The sequence below is a fragment of the Marinobacterium aestuariivivens genome (assembly GCF_042661465.1).
Classification (GTDB): domain Bacteria; phylum Pseudomonadota; class Gammaproteobacteria; order Pseudomonadales; family Balneatricaceae; genus Marinobacterium_A; species Marinobacterium_A aestuariivivens.
On record NZ_JBHSWE010000001.1, the window covers coordinates 998,666 to 1,022,923 of the forward strand.

The 24,258-nt window shown below is 62.6% G+C and carries 19 protein-coding genes, 2 tRNA genes, 1 other RNA gene and 3 pseudogenes; 15 read left to right on the forward strand and 10 right to left on the reverse strand.

Features of this window, described 5'->3' with window-relative positions; genetic code table 11:
- Nucleotides 1-224 precede the first annotated feature (224 nt).
- Nucleotides 225-576: RNase P RNA component class A (rnpB, locus tag ACFQDL_RS05260), an RNA gene on the reverse strand.
- Nucleotides 577-889: 313 nt separating this feature from the next.
- Complete coding sequence (gene rsmI / locus ACFQDL_RS05265; RefSeq protein WP_379908122.1) at nt 890-1,732, reverse strand: 16S rRNA (cytidine(1402)-2'-O)-methyltransferase; 843 nt, start codon at nt 1,730-1,732, stop codon at nt 890-892.
- 34 nt (nt 1,733-1,766) lie between these two features.
- On the opposite strand from rsmI, the gene ACFQDL_RS05270 reads away from it, so the two are divergent.
- The 4 genes from ACFQDL_RS05270 to ACFQDL_RS05285 are packed head-to-tail and all read left to right on the forward strand — an operon-like array spanning nt 1,767 to nt 5,136.
- Nucleotides 1,767-3,596, forward strand: coding sequence for a penicillin-binding protein activator (locus ACFQDL_RS05270; RefSeq protein ID WP_379908123.1), 1,830 nt, complete (start codon nt 1,767-1,769; stop codon nt 3,594-3,596).
- Complete coding sequence (locus ACFQDL_RS05275; protein ID WP_379908124.1) at nt 3,596-3,955, forward strand: YraN family protein; 360 nt, start codon at nt 3,596-3,598, stop codon at nt 3,953-3,955. The genes ACFQDL_RS05270 and ACFQDL_RS05275 overlap by 1 nt, the downstream gene beginning before the upstream one ends.
- Nucleotides 3,956-3,973: 18 nt before the next feature.
- Complete coding sequence (locus ACFQDL_RS05280) at nt 3,974-4,561, forward strand: SIS domain-containing protein (protein ID WP_379908125.1); 588 nt, start codon at nt 3,974-3,976, stop codon at nt 4,559-4,561.
- A 5-nt stretch (nt 4,562-4,566) separates the two neighbouring features.
- Nucleotides 4,567-5,136, forward strand: a complete 570-nt coding sequence (locus ACFQDL_RS05285) for a BON domain-containing protein (RefSeq protein ID WP_379908126.1) — start codon at nt 4,567-4,569, stop codon at nt 5,134-5,136.
- Nucleotides 5,137-5,219: 83 nt separating this feature from the next.
- Here ACFQDL_RS05285 and ACFQDL_RS05290 read toward each other — a convergent pair whose 3' ends face one another.
- From ACFQDL_RS05290 to zapE, 8 genes are all read right to left on the reverse strand, one after another.
- Entirely contained in the window at nt 5,220-5,648 is a 429-nt protein-coding gene (locus tag ACFQDL_RS05290) for a ClpXP protease specificity-enhancing factor (protein WP_379908127.1), read from the reverse strand.
- A 450-nt stretch (nt 5,649-6,098) separates the two neighbouring features.
- On the reverse strand, nt 6,099-6,731 hold the full coding sequence (sspA, locus tag ACFQDL_RS05295) for a stringent starvation protein SspA (RefSeq protein ID WP_379908128.1): 633 nt from the start codon (nt 6,729-6,731) through the stop codon (nt 6,099-6,101).
- Between the two features lie 83 nt (nt 6,732-6,814).
- A complete protein-coding gene (locus ACFQDL_RS05300; protein ID WP_379908129.1) occupies nt 6,815-7,582 on the reverse strand; it encodes a cytochrome c1 in 768 nt (255 codons plus the stop codon).
- Nucleotides 7,582-8,832: a cytochrome b gene (locus tag ACFQDL_RS05305; protein WP_379908130.1), complete on the reverse strand. Its 1,251-nt coding sequence runs from the start codon at nt 8,830-8,832 to the stop codon at nt 7,582-7,584. The genes ACFQDL_RS05300 and ACFQDL_RS05305 overlap by 1 nt, the downstream gene beginning before the upstream one ends.
- Nucleotides 8,832-9,428, reverse strand: coding sequence for a ubiquinol-cytochrome c reductase iron-sulfur subunit (gene petA / locus ACFQDL_RS05310; protein WP_379908131.1), 597 nt, complete (start codon nt 9,426-9,428; stop codon nt 8,832-8,834). Before petA ends, ACFQDL_RS05305 begins: the two co-directional genes overlap by 1 nt.
- 257 nt (nt 9,429-9,685) lie before the next feature.
- The gene (gene rpsI, locus ACFQDL_RS05315) at nt 9,686-10,078 is read right to left on the reverse strand and encodes a 30S ribosomal protein S9 (protein ID WP_379908132.1); all 393 of its coding nucleotides are present in this window, start codon (nt 10,076-10,078) and stop codon (nt 9,686-9,688) included.
- 14 nt (nt 10,079-10,092) lie between these two features.
- Nucleotides 10,093-10,521 carry a 50S ribosomal protein L13 gene (rplM, locus tag ACFQDL_RS05320; protein WP_379908133.1) on the reverse strand — a complete coding sequence of 143 codons (429 nt, stop codon included), beginning with the start codon at nt 10,519-10,521 and terminating at the stop codon, nt 10,093-10,095.
- Between the two features lie 356 nt (nt 10,522-10,877).
- The gene (zapE, locus tag ACFQDL_RS05325) at nt 10,878-11,984 is read right to left on the reverse strand and encodes a cell division protein ZapE (protein ID WP_379908134.1); all 1,107 of its coding nucleotides are present in this window, start codon (nt 11,982-11,984) and stop codon (nt 10,878-10,880) included.
- A 197-nt stretch (nt 11,985-12,181) separates the two neighbouring features.
- On the opposite strand from zapE, the gene ACFQDL_RS05330 reads away from it, so the two are divergent.
- The 11 genes and pseudogenes from ACFQDL_RS05330 to galU all read left to right on the forward strand — a co-directional run bounded on the left by ACFQDL_RS05330 (nt 12,182) and on the right by galU (nt 24,223).
- Nucleotides 12,182-12,538, forward strand: coding sequence for a hypothetical protein (locus tag ACFQDL_RS05330; RefSeq protein WP_379908135.1), 357 nt, complete (start codon nt 12,182-12,184; stop codon nt 12,536-12,538).
- A gap of 225 nt (nt 12,539-12,763) precedes the next feature.
- Nucleotides 12,764-12,840: transfer RNA gene (locus tag ACFQDL_RS05335), tRNA-Pro, on the forward strand.
- A 67-nt stretch (nt 12,841-12,907) separates the two neighbouring features.
- Nucleotides 12,908-12,984: transfer RNA gene (locus ACFQDL_RS05340), tRNA-Pro, on the forward strand.
- Nucleotides 12,985-13,319: 335 nt separating this feature from the next.
- On the forward strand, nt 13,320-14,774 hold the full coding sequence (locus ACFQDL_RS05345; protein WP_379908136.1) for a circularly permuted type 2 ATP-grasp protein: 1,455 nt from the start codon (nt 13,320-13,322) through the stop codon (nt 14,772-14,774).
- Nucleotides 14,771-15,700: an alpha-E domain-containing protein gene (locus ACFQDL_RS05350; protein WP_379908137.1), complete on the forward strand. Its 930-nt coding sequence runs from the start codon at nt 14,771-14,773 to the stop codon at nt 15,698-15,700. Before ACFQDL_RS05345 ends, ACFQDL_RS05350 begins: the two co-directional genes overlap by 4 nt.
- A gap of 59 nt (nt 15,701-15,759) precedes the next feature.
- A pseudogene (locus tag ACFQDL_RS05355) lies at nt 15,760-19,114 on the forward strand (transglutaminase family protein).
- Nucleotides 19,115-19,273: 159 nt separating this feature from the next.
- Nucleotides 19,274-20,517: pseudogene (locus ACFQDL_RS05360) on the forward strand (circularly permuted type 2 ATP-grasp protein); the annotation flags it as partial.
- Between the two features lie 243 nt (nt 20,518-20,760).
- A complete protein-coding gene (locus ACFQDL_RS05365; RefSeq protein WP_379912891.1) occupies nt 20,761-21,750 on the forward strand; it encodes an alpha-E domain-containing protein in 990 nt (329 codons plus the stop codon).
- Nucleotides 21,732-22,640, forward strand: coding sequence for a transglutaminase family protein (locus tag ACFQDL_RS05370; RefSeq protein WP_379908138.1), 909 nt, complete (start codon nt 21,732-21,734; stop codon nt 22,638-22,640). The genes ACFQDL_RS05365 and ACFQDL_RS05370 overlap by 19 nt, the downstream gene beginning before the upstream one ends.
- Nucleotides 22,641-22,733: 93 nt before the next feature.
- Nucleotides 22,734-23,300 (forward strand): elongation factor P-like protein EfpL, encoded by a 567-nt coding sequence (gene efpL / locus ACFQDL_RS05375; RefSeq protein WP_379908139.1) that lies wholly within the window; start codon nt 22,734-22,736, stop codon nt 23,298-23,300.
- Nucleotides 23,301-23,333: 33 nt separating this feature from the next.
- Nucleotides 23,334-24,223 (forward strand): annotated as a pseudogene (galU, locus tag ACFQDL_RS05380) (UTP--glucose-1-phosphate uridylyltransferase GalU).
- Nucleotides 24,224-24,258: the final 35 nt, after the last annotated feature.

The window sequence follows — 24,258 nt, forward strand, 5'->3', positions numbered from 1 at the left end:
CGCACACTATAGAAATTAACCACAGGCAATGCAAGGCGACGAGACCTGCGCCATCCGTGGTTATGACAGGGTTAATTAGAAATTTTGAGGCCGGAAATGAGGACCATTCAGCGGCTTGTGGATAACAGCTTTGAAAATCAGCGAATTAGCATCATCACGATGGGCCTGGACGACCCTGAAGGCTGTTTAACATGAGGAAATTACAGCTTATTCAAAAAGGGAAGTGGAGGAGTTCGCCTGTAAGCCGGGTTCTGTCTTGAACAGTCATTCATCTACGGTGGCCGTCACCGGACACCTTTAGCAACCTACCCGGACCCGGCGCGGGCCACGCCTCAAGGGTCCCTATTTGGTCTTGCTCCGAGTGGGGTTTACCGTGCCGTGGAATGTTGCCACCCACGCGGTGCGCTCTTACCGCACCCTTTCACCCTTACCGGCATCCGAAGATGCTTAGGCGGTCTGCTCTCTGTTGCACTGGCCGTCGGCTCACGCCGCCCAGACGTTATCTGGCACTCTGCCCTCTGGAGCCCGGACTTTCCTCCCCTGCGCGAACGCAGCAGCGACTGCCCGGCGAACTCCTCCGGACGCAAGAATACCAGCTTGCAGGTGCCGCGTCACCAGATAAGGTGACGGGTGACGGGTGACGGGTGACGGGGCAATGTTGCGACACCTAGGGCACGAACGGAAAGGGTAGGATGGGTCAAGCGATGCAAGGAAACGATCGCTCAGCCACCTCGCAGCCAGGGCATCGCGGGCCCATCATATCGATCGCATTTCAGATCGATTTGTCACCGAGGGCACGACAACAAACGACAGCTCATAGCCCGGAATGAGTGCAACGAACTCCGGGGCCGATGCCGACGTATGCCTGAAGGCGTTACATGGTGCCCCATCACGCGTCACGCCGATCCAGCGCGGCCTGATAAAGGGCGTTCTTCTTGACGCCGGTGATCTTCGACGCCAGCGCGGCCGCCTGCTTGACGGGCAGCTCTTCGAGCAGCAGATCGAGCACCCGCAACGCCTCGGGGTCAAGCGTATCAGTGTCCGGTGCCGGAGCACCCTGCACCAGCACCACGAATTCCCCTTTCTGCTGATTGCTGTCGGCATGCATCCACTCGAGCAGCTCGCCGAGCGGTGCGCCCTGGACGGTTTCGAAGGTCTTGGTCAGCTCCCGTGCAACCACCACGAAACGCTCCGGACCGAAGCAGGCCTGCATATCCTCCAGCGACGCCAGTATCCGGTGCGGCGACTCGTAGAACACCAGTGTTCTCGGCTCCGCCACCAGGGCCTCGAGATGCTGACGCCGCGCGCCCGCCCTGGCCGCCAGAAAGCCCTCGAAAACGAAGCGGTCGGACGGCAGACCCGCGACACTGAGTGCAGCCACCAGCGCACTGCACCCGGGCACCGGCACCACCCGGAACCCCGCCTCGCGAACGGCCCGCACCAGCACAAAGCCCGGATCCGATATCAGCGGCGTACCGGCATCCGAAATCAACGCGATACTCTCGCCCAGACCCAGTTGCTGCAGTATCCGCTCGATACGCTGCCGTTCATTGTGATCATGCACTGAAATCATCGGCGTTTTAATGTTAAAGTGCGCCATCAGACGTCCACTGTGGCGGGTATCCTCCGCCGCGATCAGTGACACCGACTGCAACACCTCAACCGCACGCGGCGTCATGTCTGCGAGATTGCCGATCGGTGTTGCGACAATATACAGAACCGCTTCCGACATCGTGAATCCATCCATATTTGGGGTGACAGAGTATATGACGAATCCGCTGCGCCTGTCTCTCGCCGCCGGCCTGCTGGCGGCCCTGCTCGCCGGCTGCGGCACGCAAGTCATGCACGAGCCCGCGCCCGCCGCCACGCCGGCCGAACGCCAGCAGAACCAGATCGCGGAACTGCTGGACCAGGCCACCCGGTCGCAGCCGATCCGTGCCGCCGAGCTGCGTACCGAGGCCGCTCGCCTGCTGATCCGGCTCGACCGCCGCGACGAGGCGATCCGCCTCCTCGAACAGATCGACACCCGACTGCTGCCACCGATCCTGCGCTTCGACATCGCCAAACTGAAGGCAGGCACCGCCCTCGAACGCCAGGACAGCCAGCAGGCCCTGTTCTACCTGGCCGAGATGCCCAGCAGCGAACCCCTGCCCACCGCCCAGGCCATCGAGCTCGGCGAACTCCGCGCCCGGGCCTACCAGCAACAGCAGGATCTGGAAGGTGAGCTGCGCGAACTGATTCAGGTGGCGCAGATCCAGCAGGATACGCAGGCCCGCCAGGCACTGCACGAGCGCATCTGGGCCCTGCTGGGCGAAATTCCGACCGAGCAGCTGCAACAGCTGGCCCAGGGCACCAGCGGCTCCTATTACGAGCAGGGCTGGTACGAGCTGGCCTACAGCCTGCGTACCAGCACCGACCTGGCCCGGCAATACAGCAACCTCAACGACTGGCAACTGCTGTGGCAGTCGCATCCGGCCATGCAGCAGCCGCCCCAGGCCGTCAGCGCATTGCTGGACGCAAGCATCGCACCGGCCGGCCGCATCGGCCTGCTGCTCCCCCAGAGCGGCCCCCTGACCAAGGCAGCGGGCGCCATCAGCGACGGCTTCATGGCGGCCTACTTCGAAGCCCGGCGCAACGGCATGCCGGTACCGGAGCTGCAGCTGCTGGACTCGACCCTGGTCAGCAGCCCGGAACAGCTCAACGACCTGATCCGGACACTGCAGCTGGACATGGTGATCGGCCCGCTGGACAAGGACTTCGTTGCAGCCATCGCCCGCGGCGACACCCCGCCGGTACCGATACTGGCACTGAACAACAGCGAGGGACCGACACCGGACAACTTCTTCCAGCTGGGACTCGCCGCCGAGGACGAAGCCGAGGCCGCGGCGCAGCGCGCCTGGCGGGACGGTCACCGCCGCATGCTGATGATGATTCCCGAAACCGACTGGGGCTCCCGTGTCGGCCAGGCCTTTATTCGCCAGTTCGAGCAACTCGGCGGCAGCGTCGTCGGCGCCATCAGCTTCGGCGACCAAAATGCGCTCGCCACCCAGGTATCGGCGCTGCTCAATACCGACCGCAGCGCCGCCCGCGCCAAGCGCCTGCGCCAGGTAATCGGCAACCGCATCGAGTTCGAGGAGCAGCCGCGCACCGACGCCGACGCCCTCTTCCTCAGCGCCCTGCCGGTGGATGCCCGCCAGATCAAGCCACTGCTGGCCTACAACTACGCCGGCGGCCTGCCCGTCTATTCCACCTCGCACCTCTACAGCGGCAGCCCCAACAGCATCAGCGATATCGACCTCAACGGCATCCTGTTCTGCGACATCCCCTGGGTGCTGGGACCGCCCAGCACGCTGAAACTGAGCATGAGCCAGGAGCGCAACGACACCGACAGCCGCTTTGGTCGCCTCTACGCCCTCGGGGCGGACGCGTACCGCCTGCATCCCTACCTGGAACAGCTCCAGGCCAGCCCGATGGCACGGATCGACGGCGAAACCGGTCAGCTGTACCTCAAGGACGGCAGCCGCGTGGCGCGGGACCTGCCCTGGGCCGTGTTTGACAGCGGCGTCCCCAGACTGCTGCCTGCGGACGACAACTGATGGATCGGCAGGCCAGTGGACGCGCCGCCGAGGACCGCGCCCTGAGCTGGCTTCAGCATCAGGGCCTGCACCTGCTCGAGCGCAACTTCCGCTGCCGCCTCGGCGAGATCGACCTGATCATGGAAGACCGGGACTGCCTGGTCTTCGTCGAGGTACGCAAGCGCGGCCGCACCAGCCGGGTCGATGCCGCCTCATCGGTGGACAGCCGCAAGCAACAGAAAATCATTCTTACCGCCCAATACTACCTGAGTCGATTTCCCCAGCGGGCCAACCAGCCCTGCCGCTTCGATCTGATTGCCCTGGCATCGGATTCGGAGACGGCGACCCCGCTATGGTATAAAGACGCCTTCAGACCCTGAGACCGGAACAACTGCTGAATGGAACTTGAAGACCGTATTGTCAGCCAGTTTCACAGCTCGATGGATATCAACGCCCACACCATCGAGCACTACACACCGATGATCGCCCATGCCGGCGAAATGCTGCTGCACTGCCTCGTCAACGAAAGCAAGATTCTCTGCGTCGGCAACGGCGGCTCCGCCGCCCTTGCCCAGCATTTCAGCGCGCTACTGCTGAACCGCTACCGGCACGAGCGCCCGGGACTGCCGGCGATCGCGCTGTCGGCCGACAGCGCCGCCCTGACCGCGATCAGCGAGGACAGCAGTTTCAGCGACATCTACTCCAAGCAGATTCGCGCCCTGGGCCAGCCCGGCGACATCCTGCTGGTGATCTCGACCCACGGCCGCGCCAGCAACCTGGTGCAGGCCATCCAGGCCGCCCATGATCGCGACATGGTGGTCATCGCACTGACCGGTTACGACGGCGGCAACACCACGGCACTTTTGCGCCCCGACGAGATCGAAATCTGCATTCCGGCCGATGACGACGTCCTGATACACGACGCCCACCTGCTGGTACTGCACTGCCTGTGCGACCTGATCGACTACCAACTGTTTGGAGCCTGAAACCGATGAGTAAACGCCTTGCCGCCACCGCCCTGAGCACCCTGGTCCTGCTATCCGGCTGCTCGAGCATGATCAGCGCCACCCGCGAAGCCCCGATCCAGGAAAACCGCGGCCACCGCACCCTGGGCAACTACCTCGAAGACGAAGTCATCGAAACCAAGATCCTGGTCAATCTCGACAAGGCGTCGACTGCACTTCGCACCGCTCACGTCGGCGTGACCAGCTATAACGGCCTGGTTCTGCTGACCGGCCAGGTACCGTCGCCACAGACCCGGGAAGAGGCGGAGCGCGTCGCCGGGCAGATACGGGAAGTACGCAAGATTCACAACGAGCTACAGATCGCCGGCCCGACCTCGGCCATCGTGCGCAGCAACGATGCCTATCTGACCAGCCGGGTCAAACTGCAGCTGCTGGCCGAGCGCAATATAGAAGGCGGCCGCATCAAGGTGGTCACCGAAAACGGCACCGTCTATCTCATGGGCCTGGTGACACAGGCGGAAGCAGACCTCGCGGTCCGGGTGGTACGCCAGATCACCGGCGTACAGAAGATCGTGAAAGTGTTTGAATACATCTGAAATGCGTTACGCGTTACGCATTACGCGTAACGCGTAACGCGTCACCATCGTACCGGCCGCCACCAAAGCCGCCGGCCGACGCGTCACTTCACGACCTTCAGCTTGGGCCGACCGCCACCCTTCGGCGGCTCCGGAGGCTCGGGGCTCCCATCATCCGAAGACGGCTCCGCGACCGGCTGCAGCCGCTCGTACAGATCGGCACCCGGCTCCATGCCGAACCCCATACCCATACCGTTCTCGCGCGCGTAGATCGCCAGCAGGGCACCGTAGGGTACCCGCACCTGCATCGGCACACCGCCGAAACGGGCACCGAAGGTCACCTCGTCACCCTCCATCACCAGATTGCGCACCGCCGATGGCATCACGTTGAGCACGACCTGACCGTCCTGAACGGCCTGCTGCGGCACCACGACGCCGGGCGCCTCGGCATTCACCAGCAGGTGCGGCGTACAGTCGTTGTCGAGTATCCACTCATAGAGAGCCCGGACTATGTAGGGGCGACTCGGATTCATAGTTTTCTCCGGTTGGCGGTGCGGTTCGCGCTGCTCACCAGCACCCTACAAAAGCCGGAAGCGACGTAGGGTGCCGGTAACCACCAAGGACGGTGGGAATGCTGTGAGCGCAGGAGCGGTTCACAGTGAAGCGAAGCGCACCGCACCATTTAAACGTAACGCACAACAGGCGCCAAGGTGTAACGCGACAGACGCCGCTCCTCGGCTTTGGCATCCTGCGTCGCTCTACCTCTTACATCCATGTAATCGTGCGCATAAATGCCATGCGCCCGCGGCATACAACCGCCACGGACGGCGGGAATGCGAAAAATGCAGGAGCATTTTTTCGCCGTTCATCCTGAACATCGCCGCTCCTGCGCATCCATGCGTCCGCGGCATACCGTTCATCCTGAACATAAAAAGGGACGAGGTCTCCCCATCCCTTGAACTCAACCAGAACTACCGCGGCAATCAGTCACGCATTTCGCGTTCGGCGTCGGACAGGCTCTCCTGGAAGGAGTCCCGCTCGAAGATGCGCTTCATGTAACGAACCAGCGGCTTGCACTGCGCCTCGGGCAGCTCGATACCCATCACTGGCAGACGCCACAGCAGCGGCGCCAGGCAGCAGTCCACCAGCGAGAACTCCTCGCTCATGAAGAAGTCCTTCTCGCCGAAGATCGGCGAGATGGCGACCAGGCCATCGCGAAGCTCCTTGCGGCAACGCTCGATTTCTGCATCCGCGGCCTTGCCGGCCAGGATGGTATCAGCCAGCACGCACCAGTCGCGCTGGATGCGATACATGTAAAGCCGGCTTTCGGCACGCGCCACCGGATAGACCGGCAGCAACGGCGGATGCGGAAAACGCTCGTCGAGGTATTCCATCATCACGTTCGGCTCATACAGCACCAGCTCGCGATCCAGCAGAGTCGGCAGGCTGTTGTACGGGTTCAGTGACGACAGATCCTCTGGCAGATCATTTTCTGTGCAGTCGACGATATCGACCGCAACCCCTTTTTCAGCCAGCACGATACGCACGCGGTGGCTGTAATGGTCTTCACCATTGGAAAAGAAGGTCATGGAAGAACGCTTGGCCACTACTCCCATCGGATATTCCCCGTCAGTGTAAAAAAATGGTTGCGGCCTGATCCCTCAGACCGCAATCCGGCAACACCAGACCGCCAGGCGGCTTAGTGTATGTCTTTCCAGTATTCCTTCTTCAGCGCAAACGCGAAGACGAAGAAGATGGCCAGGAAGATCAGCACCTTGGTACCGAGACGCTCGGACTCGAGGCGGTACGGCTCGCCCATGTAAGCCAGGAAGTTGGTCAGATCATAGATGGTCTGATCGAACTCCTCAACGCTCTGCTTGCCGGTACCCTCGACGACCGTCAGACACTGCGACATCCGGTCACCGGTCAACGGATCGATCTCGGTCTTGCCTTGATGCAGCAGCTCTTCCGGCGTGCAGTGATTGACCTGCACACCCTGGAGATCCTCCAGCACGTTCGGCATGCCGACATCCTTGAACACCACGTTGTTCACGCCCCAGGGACGTGACGAATCCTGGTAGAAGCTGCGCAGATAGGTGTAAATCCAGTCCGGACCACGCAGACGCGCCTCCAGCGACAGATCCGGCGGCGGGTTGCCGAACCAGTTCGCCGCATCTTCCTTGCTCATGGCGTTCTTCATCTGCTCGCCAACCTTCTGGTCGCCGAAGATCATGTACTCCTGTACCAGCTCCGGCGGCATTTCCAGGTCAGTGGCCGCGCGCTGATAACGCTGGTAGTCGGCGGAGTGACAGCCCAGACAGCGGTTGACGAAGGTCGCCATGCCGCGCTGCAGCGAGGCCTTGTTCTCCAGGTCCACCTCGATATGGTCCAGCGGCACGCCGGCCCCGGCCGCCATTGCCGGTACCGGCAACACGGCCACGATCAATGCAAAAAGATACTTTTTCATTAGCCTGTAACCCTTTCCGGAACCGGTTTAGTGCTTTCCATCCTGGTATAGATCGGCATCAGCAGGAAGTACGCGAAGTACAGCGCGGTGCAGATCTGGGCCACCAGCGTACGGGTCGGCGTCGAGGCCACAACACCCAGATAGCCGAGGATGACAAAGCTCACCGCGAAGACCGCCAGGAACACCTTGCTGATCATGCCCTTGTAGCGCATGGATTTGACCGGGCTGCGGTCCAGCCAGGGCAGCACGAACAGGATGGCGATCGCCGCACCCATCACCACGACACCCGGGAACTGGGAGCCGGCGATCGGCGGAATCGCCCGCAGCATGGCGTAGAAGGGCGTGAAGTACCAGACCGGCGCGATATGCTCAGGCGTCTTCAGCGGGTTGGCCGGCTCGAAGTTCGGCGCCTCGATGAAGTACCCACCGCCTTCCGGGAAGAAGAAGACCACGACACTGAACACGAACAGGAACACCACCACGCCGACGATATCCTTGACGGTGTAGTAGGGGTGGAACGGAATACCGTCGCGCGGCACGCCGTTCTCGTCCTTGTTGGCCTTGATTTCGATGCCGTCCGGGTTGTTGGAACCGACTTCGTGCAGCGCGATGATGTGCAGCACCACCAGCGCCAGCAACACGATCGGCAGCGCGATGACGTGCAGCGCGAAGAAACGGGTCAGGGTAATGCCGGAGATCAGGTAGTCGCCGCGAATCCAGAGCGCCAGATCTTCACCGACCACCGGTACCGCCGAGAACAGCGAGACGATAACCTGGGCGCCCCAATAGGACATCTGCCCCCAGGGCAGCAGGTAACCCATGAAGGCCTCGGCCATCAGCGCCAGGTAGATGGTCATGCCGAAGATCCACACCAGCTCGCGCGGTTTGCGGTAGGAGCCGTACATCATGCCGCGGAACATGTGCAGATAGACCACCAGGAAGAAGGCGGACGCCCCGGTGGAGTGCATGTAGCGCAGCAGCCAGCCGTACTCGACATCACGCATGATGTATTCGACGGAGGCAAAGGCACCTTCGGCACTGGGGTTGTAGCTCATGGTCAGCCAGATGCCGGTGAGGATCTGGTTGACCAGCACCAGCAGCGCCAGGGAACCGAAGAAGTACCAGAAATTGAAGTTTTTCGGCGCGTAGTACTTGGAAAGATGGTCTTCCCACATCTGGGTCGCCGGAAAGCGATCGTCGATCCAGCGCATCAGGCCGCTTTCGGCCTTGCTCTTGTTCGGGTTAGCCATTATGCGGTCTCCTGATCTACGCCGACGATGATGACGTTCTCGTCTTCGTATGCATGAGGCGGAATCACCAGATTGGAAGGCGCTGGAGACCCTTTCAGCACGCGACCGGAGAGGTCAAAACGGGAACCGTGACAGGGGCAGTAGTATCCACCGACCCAGTCATCCCCAAGATCTTCGGGCGCCACTTCCGGACGGTAGGTCGGAGAACAGCCCAGATGGGTGCAGATGCCGACCAGCACAGCGATATCCTTGCGCAGGGAGCGGCTGGAGTCGTGCGGAATATAGTCCGGCTGCTGCGGCATTTCCGATGCGGGATCCGACAGGCGATCCTCGATCTTTGCCAGATTGGCCAGTGCCTCCTCGCCCCGGCGCACGATCCAGACAGGCTTGCCGCGCCACTTGACGACCATCTGCTGCCCCGGTTCCAGCTTGCTGACATCGGCTCGCACCGGAGCGCCCGCAGAACGCGCCTTGGCACTGGGCTGCCAGGAGGCCACGAACGGAACGGCAACCCCGACTGCGCCGACCGCCCCCACCGCCGAGGTGGCGCCGACCAGCAGCCGACGCCGCCCCTTGTTCACGCCGTCATTGCTCATTAAGTTTCTCTCCCCTCATTCGATCCGCCATAGTGCGACAGCTGTTTCGCACATGATCAGACCGCTCGATAAAAAACCACCAAACACAGGATTTTTAAAATGGCACAAATGGTAATGAAAATACCCTTTTCTTACAAGGACATTAGCCCCATTTGACCGAACCATTGACCTGGGTCCCATAGATAAAAAAAACGCCCGAACCATAAGGGGTTCGGGCGCTTTTTCGAAGCGGCTCTCCGACCAAAGTCGGAAGCGAATTAACGCTTGGAGAACTGCGGACGCTTACGTGCTTTACGCAGGCCGACTTTCTTACGCTCGACCATACGGGCGTCACGGGTCACGAAACCAGCCTGACGCAGAGTCGGGCGCAGGGTCTCGTCGTACTCCATCAGCGCACGGGTGATACCGTGACGGATAGCGCCAGCCTGACCGAAGCCACCGCCACCGGCAACGGTGACATAGACGTCGAATTTCTCGACGGTGTCGGTCAGTTCGAGCGGCTGCTTGACGATCATGCGCGCAGTCTCGCGACCGAAGTATTCTTCCAGGCTGCGATCATTGATCTTGATAGCACCAGTACCCGGACGCAGGAAGACACGGGCAGTGGAGGTTTTACGACGACCGGTACCGTAATACTGAGTAGTGGACATAGTCTGCCTTCCCCTTAAATGTTCAGTTCTTTCGGCTGCTGAGCCTGATGCGGATGTTCGGTGCCAGCGTATACTTTCAGTTTGCTGTGCATGGCACGACCCAGCGGACCTTTCGGCAGCATGCCCTTGACCGCGATCTCGATGACACGCTCCGGATGGGAATCGATCATTTTCTGGAAGGATGCTTCACGCAGACCACCCGGGTAACCGGTGTGACGGTAGTACATCTTGTCCTTGCGCTTGTTGCCGGTCACACCGATTTTCTCGGCGTTGACTACAACAATGTAGTCACCGGTATCAACGTGCGGAGTGTATTCCGGCTTGTGCTTGCCACGCAGACGGCGGGCAATTTCGGTAGACAGACGACCCAGGGTTTTACCCTCGGCATCGATAACATACCAGTCGCGCTTCACTTCGGCTGGTTTAGCAACAAAAGTTTTCATCTGTATATTGCCTTCATTTAACTCAGCTCTCGCCACAGCCCCGAAGGACCTGCCGCCGAACTGACTTATAATTCTTGGTTGTGCCGGGACCCACCCCGACGCAACGGACACACCCTAAAAAAGGGAGGCGCGCATTATAGGCGAGCCGCACCGAAAATGCGATAGCCACCTAAGTAAATTTTGCCCGCCTGCGACGTAGGGTGGAATGAGCGCCGAAGGCGGGAATTCCACCGGTGACATCAGATACCGGCGGGGCTTCTCGCCCCCGGACCAACCTGATACCACCGGTGGAATTCGTTGAACCGCACTCATTCCACCCTACGTCAGAATAAAACGCGGCGCTGCCTCCAGCGTCGTTATGCCCTGTGCGCCCGCGCCAGGTATTCGTGGGACTGCATCTCCAGCAGCCGGCTCTGGGTACGCTGGATCTCGAACTCCAGCCGCCCTTCGGTGTAGATCTCGTGAATGGGCGCGGCGGCCGACAGGATCAGCTTGACGCCGCTGTCGTAGAACTCGTCGACCATGTTGATGAAGCGACGCGCCGCGTCATCGTTGCTGCGACCGAGCCGGGGCACGTTGGACACCAGCACCGCATGGTAGACCTTGGCCAGTTCGATATAGTCGTTCTGGGAACGCGGCCCCAGGCAGATATCGGTGAAATCGAACCAGACCACATCCTCGCAGCAGCGCCGCGAACGGATACCGCGACCGTTGACCTCTAACACCTCACCTTCGACCGCCTCCTCCAGGTCCGGCGCCAGCGCCTCGAAACTGCGGTTGAGGCTCTCGTCGGCACGGCCATCGAGGGGGCAGTGGTAAAGCTCTGCCTGCTCCAGCGCGCGCAGACGGTAGTCGACGCCACTGTCGACATTGACCACGTCGGTGTACCGGTTCAGCAGCGCGATCGCCGGCAGAAAGCGGGCACGCTGCAACCCGTCCCTGTAAAGACCATCGGGAACGATGTTGGACGTGGCGACCAGGGTCACGCCATTGGCGAACAGCTGCTCGAGCAGCCCGCCGAGAATCATCGCATCGGTAATATCGGAGACGAAAAACTCGTCAAAACAGATGACACGCGCCTCGGCGGCATAGCGCCGGCCGATCTCCTCGAGCGGGTTCTTGGTGCCGGCCAGGGTTTTAAGATCCTGATGGACCCGCTGCATGAAGCGATGGAAGTGGGTGCGCGTTTTCTGCTCGAACGGCAGCGTATCGTAGAAGGTGTCCATCAGGTAGGTCTTGCCGCGTCCCACCCCGCCCCAGAAATAGAGCCCCTTCAGCGGTTCGCGCTGCGGTTTTTTCCAGCCTCCCGCCAGACGCTGCATCAGCCCACGCCGGGGCTCGACAGGCGTCGCGACCAGCTCATCGAACAGCCGCTGCAGATGTTTGACCGCCTGCTCCTGTGCCGGATCGTAGGAAAAATCATCCCGCTCGAGATCTCGCTTGTAGCGTTCCAACGGCGTCATACCCGCACAAACCCCTGTCGTTCAAAATTCGTGCGCGCACTTTACCCAGAGGAAAAGAAAGCTTCAAGCCGGAGGAGCCCGGCCTCCGGGCGAAGATTCATATCTATCGCCGGCATTCGCAGCGAGGCGCTGCTCCTACAAGACCTCATCTTCGCTATACTGTCAGCGCCTCAACCTTTTCCGAACGGAGTAGTTGAATGAAAAGGATTTTTTGCCTGTCGCTGACCGCCGCCCTGACGACCGCCCCCACCCTTGCCGCCGAGACCGGCAACGAACAGACCGTCAAGGACGGCATCTATGCGGCCTGCTTTCGCATGAACATCGAAGCCAAGAACACCTACAAGCGCATCGTCGCCAACGACAAGCGCAGCCTGACGATCAGCCAGGAGCATCGCAACGGCCAGCTCAGCGTCGAGGAAGCCCTCGGCGAAGCGGAACAGATCCTGAAGCAGCAACGCGTTGCCTACGACCATCTGGCCAACGTGCTGACGGCCACCAGCCGCCTGGGCTGCCCCGACACCGCCGGCCTCCTGGGTGAAGTCGAAATGCAATAGCCCGTAGCCTGGAATGAGTGAAACGAATTCCGGGAAGATCTCCGGCTTTCATCCGTCGGAATTCGCTACTTCGTTGCTCATTCCAGCCTGTGCCCTTTCAGCTTGCGGCTTTTTCCTCACTAAACATTTGTTTTTAAAAAAACACTTGACATCATTCCGCCCCGGCGTAGAATTTGCGCCCAGTTCAGCGCGATCTGGTTCAAACAGGTCCGCCGGGCACTGGTTCGGGGTGTAGCTCAGCCTGGTAGAGCACTGTCTTCGGGAGGCAGGGGTCGTAGGTTCAAATCCTGTCACCCCGACCAACACAATTTCCCGCTTCAACAACTGCATCGCAGTTGGGCCCCAGGGCCACAATCAGAACGGATATGTCGGGGTGTAGCTCAGCCTGGTAGAGCACTGTCTTCGGGAGGCAGGGGTCGTAGGTTCAAATCCTGTCACCCCGACCATTCTGTTCGATCTTCGCGTCATCTCAGCTTTCAAACCTGTAGCCTGGAATAAGTGAAACGAATTCCGGGAAGATCTCCGGCTTTCATCCGTCGGTATTCGCAACTGCGTTGCTCATTCCAACCTACATACTGCTAGACTTTCCTTTGGTGCTACTCCAGCCCGGACTTGGCGATATGCGGCTGCCGACATTGGCCTGCTTATTGCTACGACAACGGAAACACCAGCCCTACCCGAACCAGCGCCACCAAAAAGGGCACCCAAGCGCCAGCTTGGCACAGGCGACGCCCTGAATAGGTGCCAACGCTGCAACAGGATCTTGCAGAAGGCCTCAGTCATGAGTATCAACTGGAAAGAGTATGACCCTGGCAATATCTTCGACGAACTGATCAGCACGCCCGGCAACCCGCGCGTACCGGCACGCAAGCTTGCGAACTATCTGGCCGGCCTCGAGGAGGCGGAGCTGGAGAAGCGGCGCCAAATGGCCGAAGCCACCATCCAGGAGATGGGCGTCTCCTTTACCGTCTACACGGAGGAGGGCAATATAGACCGCGCCTGGCCCTTCGACCTGATACCGCGCACCATCTCGCGCAAACAGTGGGACAAGACTGCGGCAGGGCTGGAGCAGCGGCTGCGGGCGCTAAACCTCTTTATCGACGACCTCTATCACGACCAGCGCATCCTCAAGGACAAGGTCGTGCCGCGCCATCTGATCGAGAACTCGAGCAACTTCCGCCGCGAATGCATCGGCATTTCGCCGCCGTTCGGCGTCTGGGCCCATATCTGCGGCACCGACCTGGTGCGCGATTCCGACGGCGAGTTCTACGTGCTGGAGGACAACCTGCGGGTCCCCTCCGGCGTCTCCTACATGCTCGAGAACCGCGCCATCACCAAGCGGGTCCTGCCGGAGCTGTTCGAGAACGACAATATCATGCCGATCGACGATTACCCGGCCAGGCTGTTCGATACCCTGGCCGCCCTGTCGCCGCGCCGCGTCAAGCAGCCGGAAATCGTCGTGCTGACCCCCGGCATCTTCAATTCGGCCTATTTCGAGCATGCCTTTCTGGCCCAGCAGATGGGCGCCGAGCTGGTCGAGGGCAGCGATCTGGTGGTCGGCGACGACGACCATGTCTACATGCGTACGATTGATGGCCTGAGCCGGGTCGACGTCATCTACCGCCGCATCGACGACCTCTTCCTCGACCCCGAAGTGTTCAACAAGGAGTCGGTGCTTGGCGTCCCGGGACTGATGCGCGCCTGGAAAAAGGGCACTGTCGCCCTGGCCAATGCACCGGGTGCCGGTGTCGCCGACGACAAGGTGATCTACGCCTACGTACCGAAGATCATCAAGTACTATCTCGACGAGAGCCCGCTGATCAACAACGTCGAAACCTATCTCTGCGAAGATGACAAACAGCGCGAGTATGTACTGGCCAACCTCGACCAGCTGGTCGTCAAGCCGGCCAACGAGTCCGGCGGATACGGCATGCTGGTCGGCCCCCATTCGACCAAGAAGGACCAGGCGCGCTTCGCCGAGCTGATCAAAGCCAACCCGCGCAACTACATTGCCCAGCCAACGCTGGCCCTGTCGACCGCGCCGACCCTGGTCGACAATAACCGCCTGGAACCGCGCCACCTGGACCTGCGCCCCTTCATCCTGCAGGCGGAAAAAACCTATGTCACCACCGGTGGCCTGACCCGGGTGGCGATGAAGAAAGGCTCCCTGGTGGTCAATTCGTCCCAGGGCGGTGGCAGCAAGGATACCTGGATCGTCGATACGGAGGCGAAATGATGCTGTCCCGCGTAGCAGAACGGATGTACTGGGCGGCACGCTACCTGGAGCGTGTCGAAAATACCGCCCGCCTGGTGAGCGTCTACGACAACCTGCTGTTCGACCTGCCCCGCAGCGTCAATATCGGCTGGTTCAACCTGGTGGTGATCAACAGCAGTACCGACCTGTTCCACGAGCGCTATCGGGTGCAGGACGAACGCAACGTGGTGAAGTTTACCCTTGCCGACGATACCAACCCCAGCTCGATGCTGTCGTCGCTGCTGTTGGTGCGCGAGAATATCCGCACCGCCCGCGATGTCCTGCCGAGCGAGGCCTGGGAGCTGGTCAACGAACTGCAGCTGTTTGCCAGTCACAACATCCAGCAGGGCATCAACCGCAACGGCCGCCATGCCTTTCTCAACGAGATCATCGAAGGCTGTCAGGGGATCAACGGCCTGTTCGGCAGCAACATGAGCCGCGACGCCGCCTGGCACTTCCTCCGCCTGGGGTGCAACCTCGAGCGCGCCGACATGACCACCCGCCTGCTCGATGCCGGCGCGGCAGCACTGTTGCTATCCAGCGAAACGGAGGCGGCCAATCTCGATCAGATCGTCTGGGGCAATGTACTGCGTTCGGCCAGCGCCTATATGGCCTACCGCCGTACTGTACGCACCGCCGTCAGCGGCGCCGAGGTGGCACGCTTCCTGCTGCAGGACGAACAGTTCCCCCGCTCGGTGCAGTTCTGCCTTGGCCAGATCGGCTCGGCCGCCGATCGTCTGCCCGGCAGCAGCCAGCAACACCAGGCCATCAGGCCCAGTCTCCCGGCCTACGGCATCGAGGAAGACACGCCACTCGATGAAGACTTCCGCGACTATCTCAACGACCTGCAACTGATGCTGGCCGAAGTCCATCACCGCATTTCCGGCAACTGGTTTCTGCACGACTGAATGGAACGTCCCGGTCCGCCGGCCCCGTCGGCGGTCTCAGACTCAAGAAAGGGGTCAACATGACCATTCGCACCAAGATCCATCACGTGACAGGCTACAAGTTCGATCGACGGGTGAACCTCTCGCCCCATGTGCTGCGCCTGCGCCCGGCCGCCCATTCCCGCACCCGGATCCATGGCTATTCGCTGCGGATCCGCCCGGAAAACCACTTCATCAACTGGCAGCAGGACCCCTTCGGCAACTTTCTGGCACGCCTGGTCTTTCCGGAAAAGAGCGACGAGCTGCGTATCGAGGTCGAGGTGATCGCGGACATGACGGTGATCAACCCCTTCGACTTCTTCGTCGAGGAGTACGCCGAGCACTTCCCGTTCCGCTATGACGCAAGCCTCACCAAAGAGCTGCTTCCCTACCTCGAAGCCTCGGAGCAGGACAGCCCGCTGCTGCAACAGTGGGTCGAATCGGTGCCCCGCGAAAAGATCCACATCATCGACTTCCTGGTGGCGCTGAATCAGCGCCTCGAACAGGAGCTCGAGTATGGCATCCGCCTCGAACCGGGTATCCAGAGCTGCCAGCAGACCCTGGCGCTGAAAAAGGGCTCGTGCCGCGACAGCGCCTGGCTGCTGGTCCAGATTCTGCGCCACCTCGGGCTGGCCGCCCGCTTCGTCTCGGGCTACCTGATCCAACTGACCCCGGACGTCAAGGCGCTGGACGGACCGTCCGGACCCGAAGCCGACTTTACGGACCTGCACGCCTGGTGCGAAGTCTACATTCCCGGCGCCGGCTGGGTCGGTCTCGACCCCACCTCCGGCCTTTTCGCCGGTGAAGGTCATATCCCGCTGGCCTGCACACCGGATCCGGCCTCGGCGGCCCCGATCAGCGGCTTTACCGACGAATGCGAGGTCGAATTCGAATACAGCAACCAGGTCTACCGCATCCACGAGGATCCGCGGGTGACCCGGCCCTACAGCGACGAGCAGTGGCAGCAGATCATGGCCCTCGGCGATGCCGTCGATGCCGACCTCGACGCCCTCGACGTGCGCCTGACCATGGGCGGCGAGCCGACCTTCGTCTCGATCGACGACATGGAATCGGCGCAGTGGAACACCGAGGCCCTCGGCGCCGACAAGCTGCGCCTGGCCAAGGACCTGCTGCTGCGCCTGCGCGAGCGCTTCGCACCGAAGGCCCTGCTGCACTATGGCCAGGGCAAATGGTATCCCGGCGAGGAACTCCCGCGCTGGGCCCTGGGCTGCTTCTGGCGCCTCGACGGCGAGCCACTGTGGCACGACCCGAAACTGCTGGCCCGGGTCGACCAGGATCTCGGTTACGGCCTGGCCGAGGCCGAGCGCTTTGTCCACCAGCTGTGTCTCGAGCTTGGCCTTTCCGCCGACTTCATACATCCGGCCTACGAGGACGCCCTGCACTATCTCGACATGGAGCAGGATCTGCCGATCAATGTCGACCCTCTGAACGCAGACCTATCGGACAGCCTCGAACGCAAACGCCTGGCACGGCTGCTTCAGCGTGGGCTCGATAGCGTCAGCGGCTTTGTGCTGCCGCTTGGCTGGGACCATGACCACTCGGCCTGGCGCAGCTGCCGATGGGAGACGCGCCGCGAGACGCTGGTGCTCATTCCGGGCGACTCGCCGATGGGCTTTAGGCTGCCGCTCGAAGCCCTGCCCTGGGTCCCCCGGGAGAAGCGCGAGATAGAGCCGGAACGCGACCCCTTCGCGGAGCCGGTTCCACTGCCGGCCTACAGCCTCGGCGAGCCCTCCAACCCGGTCGACAGCCGCAGCCTGATGGAAGACTGCGCCGACGACCGGCCTCCGTCCGGAGACGAGGCCCGGGTGCTGCACACCGCCCTCTGCGTCGAGCCGCGCAACGGCCGCCTGCACCTGTTCCTGCCGCCGCTCAAGCACCTCGAGCACTATGTGCTGCTGATCAATGCGCTCGAACGCACCGCCGCGCAATTGCAGCTGCCGGTGGTGATCGAGGGCTACGAACCGCCACGGGATCCGCGTCTGCAGCGCCTGCTGGTCACGCCGGACCCCGGCGTCATCGAGGTCAATGTTCATCCGGCAGGCAGCTGGCGCGAGCTGGTCGGCAATACCCAGGCGCTGTACGACGAAGCCCACCAGTCGCGACTGGGCACCGAGTCCTTCATGCTCGACGGCCGCCACAGCGGTACCGGCGGCGGCAACCACATTACCCTGGGCGGCGCCACGCCGGCCGACAGCCCCCTGCTGCGCCGCCCCGACCTGCTGCGCAGTCTGGTGACCTACTGGCAGCACCATCCGAGCCTGTCGTATCTGTTCTCCGGCATGTTCATCGGCCCCACCAGCCAGGCGCCGAGGGTCGACGAAGGCCGTGACGAGGCTCTCTACGAACTCGAGATCGCCTTCTCCCAGATGCCCGACGGCGTCATCGACCAGCCCTGGCTGGTCGACCGCCTGATGCGCAATCTGCTGGTCGACATCACCGGCAATACCCACCGCTCGGAATTCTGCATCGACAAGCTCTATGCCCCGGGCAGCGCCTCCGGTCGCCAGGGCATCCTCGAGTTTCGCGGCTTCGAGATGCCACCCCACCCGCGCATGGCGCTGGTGCAGGCCCTGCTGCTGCGCGCACTGCTGGCGCGCTTCTGGAAGAAGCCCTATCGCAAGCCACTGGTGCGCTGGGGCACCGAGCTGCACGACCGTTTCATGCTGCCCCACCATGCCTGGGCCGATATCCGCGACGTGGTCCAGGACCTGCAGCGACACGGCTACCCGTTCCAGCTCGACTGGCTGGCACCGTTCGAGGAGTTCCGCTACCCCCATTACGGCCGCGTGAACATCGACGATATCAGCCTCGAGCTGCGCTGGGCCATCGAGCCCTGGCATGTGCTGGGCGAAGAGATCAGCAGTTTCGGTACCGCCCGCTATGTCGACTCCTCGGTGGAGCGCCTGCAGGTCAGGGTCAACGGCCTCACCGACGGGCGCTACGTGCTGGCCTGCAACGGTCGCCGGGTGCCACTGCACAACACCGGCCGCCAGGGCGAATATGTCGCCGGCGTGCGCTTTCGCGCCTGGCAGCCCCCTCGGCGCTGCACCCGACCATCGGCGTCCACAGCCCGCTGGTATTCGACCTTATCGATACCTGGAACGGCCTGTCCATCGGCGGCTGCACCTACCATGTCAGCCACCCCGGTGGCCGTCATTACGACAGCTACCCGGTCAACGCCTTCGAGGCCGAAGCACGGCGCGTCAACCGTTTCTGGGACCATGGCCATACGCCGGGGCCGCTGACCCCGCCGCCCGCCTTCAACGCGATTCGCGAATTTTTCCCGCACCAGACGCCGCCGCGGCCGATGGCGCCCCTCCGGAGGAACCGAGCGACGAATATCCCCATACCCTGGATTTGCGCCGCAACCTGTAAAGCGCGGCACCGACCGCCGTATACTATGACTTTGCCAACAGCGCGCAGGACAACGGGATGACTTTCACCGAACAGCCGGAGGCACCGGACCCGGCCGCCGTCCAGCTCTACCCCCGCCCGCCGGGGCTGACGGACGAGGTCTATGACGCCGACGGCCGGATGCGGCGGCACTGGCAGTACCTGCTTGGCAGCCTGCATCAACTCGGCAGCGACACCCTGCACGAGCGCCAGCGCAAGGCCGAACGCATACTGCGCGACGATGGCGCCACCTATTCCCAGACCAGCGACGACCTGGCCAGCCGCACCTGGGGACTGGACCCGGTACCGCTGCTGCTCGAGAGCGAGGAGTGGAGTCAGATCGAAGCGGGCCTTGCTGAGCGGGCCGAGCTGTTCGACCTGCTGCTCGGCGATATCTATGGCCGGCGCGAACTGGTGCGCTGCGGCCTCCTGCCACCGGAACTGCTGTTCAGCCACAAGGGATTCCTGCGTCCCTGCCAGGGCATCCGGCTGCCGGGCGACAACCAGCTGATCCTGCACAGTGCCGATATGGTGCGCGACGCCGACGGAAAGATCGTGGTGATCGGCGACCGCACCCAGACCCCGAGCGGGGCCGGCTATGCGCTGGAAAACCGTACCGTGATGCGGCGCGTCTTTCCCAGCCTTTTCGCGACAGCCATGTGCACCGGCTGTCGCTGTTCTTCAATACCCTGCGCCGTACCCTGAGCCGGCTGGCGCCGCCGGGCAACCTCTCCGGCGGCGACCTGCCCACGGTGGTGATCCTGACCCCCGGCGCCTACAGCGAGACCTATTTCGAGCACACCTACCTGGCCAACTACCTGGGCTATCCGCTGGTTCAGGGTGGCGACCTGACGGTGCGCAACGGCTTTGTCTGGATGAAATCCCTCGACGGCCTGACCCGGGTCGATGTCATCCTGCGCCGGGTCGACGACAGCTTCTGCGACCCGGTGGAACTGAAAAGCGATTCGCGCCTCGGCGTCCCCGGCCTGCTGGAGGTGGTACGCGCCGGTCGGGTCGCGGTGGCCAACCCGATGGGCAGCAGCGTGCTCGAAAACCCGGCGCTGTTGAAATATCTGCCACAGATCAGTCAGTTCTTCCTCGGCCACGCACTGCAACTGGCGTCGGCACCCGCCTGGTGGTGCGGCGATCCGGACGACCGGGCCTACGTGCTGGCCCACCTCGACCAGCTGGTGATCAAGCGCTGCTCGCGCCAGGCCGGCGAATACAGCCAGTTCGGTTTCGATCTGTCCAGGACCCAAAGGCGCCAACTGGCCGAGCGCATCCGCCTGCATCCGCAGCAGTATGCAGCCCAGGCCTTCGTCTCGCCATCCCAGGTCCCGAGCTGGCAGGGCGGCAACCTGCAGCCGCGACCATCGCTGCTGCGCAGTTTCACCGTCGCGGGCCAGGGCGCCTACGCCGTCATGCCCGGCGGCCTGACCCGGGTCGGCCTCGAGCAGGAAAGCCGCCTGATCGCCAACCAGATCGGCTCGATCAGCAAGGATACCTGGGTGCTGGCCTCGGAACCGGAGAAACAGCTGAGCCTGCAGCCCCGCCCCGGCGCCGACACACTGCCGCAGTTGCGCCAGTACACCAACCTGCCGAGCAGGATGGTGGAAAACCTGTTCTGGATGGGCCGTTATGGCGAGCGTGCCGATACCGCCATCCGCCTGCTGCGCACCGTGTTCGTCCAGCTCAACAGCGCCTACCGGCTGCCGGAAGGCGCCGACCGGCTGCTGCTGCGTGCCGTGACCGAGGTGACCCTCACCCTGCCGGGCTTTACCGTCGACGACCCCGGGCTGTTCCGCAAGCCCGAGCCCGAACTGCTGTCCGTCATCAGCGACAGCCGCCGCACCGGCAGCGTCAAGGCCTCGCTGATGGCGATGCTCAACTGCGCCGAGGAGGTCAAGGAGCTGCTGTCGGCCGATATCCAGCGCATCATCAACGATATCCGCGACGAGCTCAACGGCCTCGAAGGCGCCGTGTCCCGCGGCATGACCTCGGCGCCGGAAGAGACACTGGATCCGCTGATCACCGCCCTGCTGGCACTCAGCGGCCTCTACCAGGACAGCATGTTCCGCGGCCTGGGCTGGCGCTTCCTGCAGATCGGCCGGCGCCTCGAGAAGGCGCAGCAGGTCGCCACCCTGCTGCGCGCGCTGCTGGTGCCCGTGCACGGCGACAGCAGCGAAGACCTGGCCCTGGAGTCGGCACTGCTGACCGCCGAGGCACTGAATACCTACCGCCGCCGTTATCGCGCCGAAACCAATATCGTCAGCGGGCTCGGACTGCTGCTGATCGACCGCAGCAACCCGCGCTCGCTGATCTACCAGCTCGACAAGCTGCGCAAGGACCTGGCCGAACTGCCCGCCCGAAGCAAGGGGCCGGAGCTGCCGCGGGAACAGCGCCTGGTGCTGGAGGTTTATTCAGCCGTCCAGCTCACCGACATGAGCCTGCTGGCCGGCGCCGCAGACAACGACAAGAGCCGCAAGGCGCTCGACGAACTGCTGCGACTCGTACAGCAGCGCCTCAACCAGGTGGCCCTGGCGATCAGCGACGATTTCTTCGATCATACCGGCGGCCCGCAGCAGCTGGTGAATACCGGATGGAACAGCGAACTATGATCTACCGCATCCGCCACCTGACCGAATACCGGTATCAGCAACCGGTCAGCCTCTGCTACAACCTGGCCCACCTGCAGCCACGCAATACGCCGTACCAGAGCTGTGTCAGCAGCAAGCTGCATATCGACCCGATGCCGTCCTACAGCCGCAAGCGCAAGGACTATTTCGGCAACAACATGCTGCACTTCTCGATCGAGGTGCCGCACCGCAAGCTCGCCATCGAAGTGATCAGCGACATCCGCATCGACGAAGCCCGCACCAGCCCCGAGCTGAATCTGGACCTGGGCAACACCTGTGCCCAGGCACTCGAAGCGCTGCATGACAGCCAGAACCGAGCCACCCTCGATGCGCGGGAGTTCGTGCTTGAATCGCCGATGGTGAAAATGATTCCGCAGCTGCGCGAATATGCCGAGGCCTCGTTCCTCCCGGACCGCCCTCTGCTGTCGGCGGCCCGGGATCTGACGCAGCGCATATTCAGCGACTTCACCTACGACCCGCACTTCACCACCGTCGCCACACCGCTGTCGGATGTGCTGGAACATCGCCGCGGGGTCTGCCAGGATTTCGCCCATCTGGCGATCGGCTGCCTGCGCGCCCTGGGCTACCCGGCCCGCTACGTCAGCGGCTATCTGGAGACGCTGCCGCCGCCGGGCAAGGAGAAACTGGTCGGCTCGGATGCCTCCCATGCCTGGTTCGCGGTCTACTCCCCGGACGAAGGCTGGTTCGAATTCGATCCGACCAACAACAACATGCCGGCCCACCAGCACATCACCACGGCCTGGGGACGGGACTACTCCGACGTCGCGCCGCTGCGCGGCGTGATCTTCGACGGCGGCAAGTCCCAGGCACCGAAGGTCGCCGTCGATGTCGAGCGGCTCGATAAACCCTGAGGCATCACGCGCAACCCGAATCAACAGGTCTATCGGAAACTCACTATTTTCCAATAGAATGCGGCCTTTCAACCCAACACCGAGGTTTTTGAGATGCCCAAAGCATCCGAATTGAAGCGGGGCCATGTCGTCGAACTCAATGGCCATGTCTACGTGGTGCAGAATGTCGATGTGCGCAACCCCACCTCCCGTGGCGCCAACACCCTGTACAAGGTCCGTTTCAGCCAGTTGCCCGACGGCGGCAAGCACGATGTCACCTTCACCGGCGACGACACCGTCAAGAACGTCGCCCTGGAACGGCGCCAGGTCTCCTATCTCTACCGCGAGGACGATCTGCTGACTTTCATGGACATCGAGGACTACAACCAGTACAGCCTCAATGCCAGCGCCATCGAAAACCAGGCACCCTTTCTGAGCGACGGTCTCGAGGGCATCACCGCGCTGCTGATCGACGGCCAGATCGTCACCGTCGAGCTGCCCTCCTCGGTGGTACTGGAAGTCACCGAATGCGTTCCGGGCATGCAGGCGGCCAGCGCCACCGGCCGTACCAAGCCGGCGAAGCTGTCCAACGGACTGGAGATCCAGGTGCCCGAGTACATCAAGCAGGGCGAGAAGGTCAAGGTCAATACCGAAACCGGCAAGTTCATGACCCGGGCCTGAGCCCCCGGTCCGAAACAGGAGAGCGAAGCGACTATGCGTACCGTAACCAAGGCCGTCATTCCGGTCGCCGGACTCGGCACCCGCGTACTGCCGGCCAGCAAGGCGATCCCGAAAGAGATGCTGCCCGTCGGCGACAAGCCGGTGATCCAGCATGTCGTCGAGGAAGCGATTGCCGCCGGGATCACCCAGATCATTCTGGTCACCCGTTCGGGCAAGGAGGCGATCGAGAACCACTTCGACGCCAACTACGAGCTCGAGGCCGAACTCGAGATCAAGGGCAAGATCGCCGAGCTGGCCTCGGTGCGCAACATCCAGCCGCCGGAAGTCGAGATCGTCTCGGTACGCCAGCCGCGCGCCCAGGGCTCGGCCATGCGGTGCTCTGCGCCGCCGGCATCGTCGGCAACGAGCCCTTCGCGGTCCTGCTGCCGGATGTGCTGATCAACCGCAGGGTCACGGATCCCCACCCGGCCGATATGGCCGGCATGATGGCCGCCTTCGCCAAAGAGGGCACGGCCCAGATCATGGTCGAACCGGTACCCGAGGCCCATGTCGAGCGCTACGGCATCGTCGACTGCGGCGGCGCCAGCCTGTCGGGCGGCGATTCGCACCCGATTCGCGGCATGGTCGAGAAGCCGGCCCGGGACAGCGCGCCGTCGAATCTTGCCATTGTCGGCCGCTACATCCTGCCGGCACGCATCATGCAACTGCTCAAGACCACGCCCCGCGGCGCCGGCGGCGAAATCCAGCTGACCGATGCCCTGGCCGCGCTGCTGCAGCAGATGCCGGTCGAGGCCTTCCACATGCATGGCAAGTCCTACGATTGCGGCAACAAGCTCGGCTACCTCCAGGCCAACATGGTCTATGGCCTGCAAAACCCGCAAACCGGCGACGAGCTGCGCGCCTTCCTTAAAGAGCAACTGTAGGGTGGAATGAGCCTGCGAATTCCACCGGTGAGTCG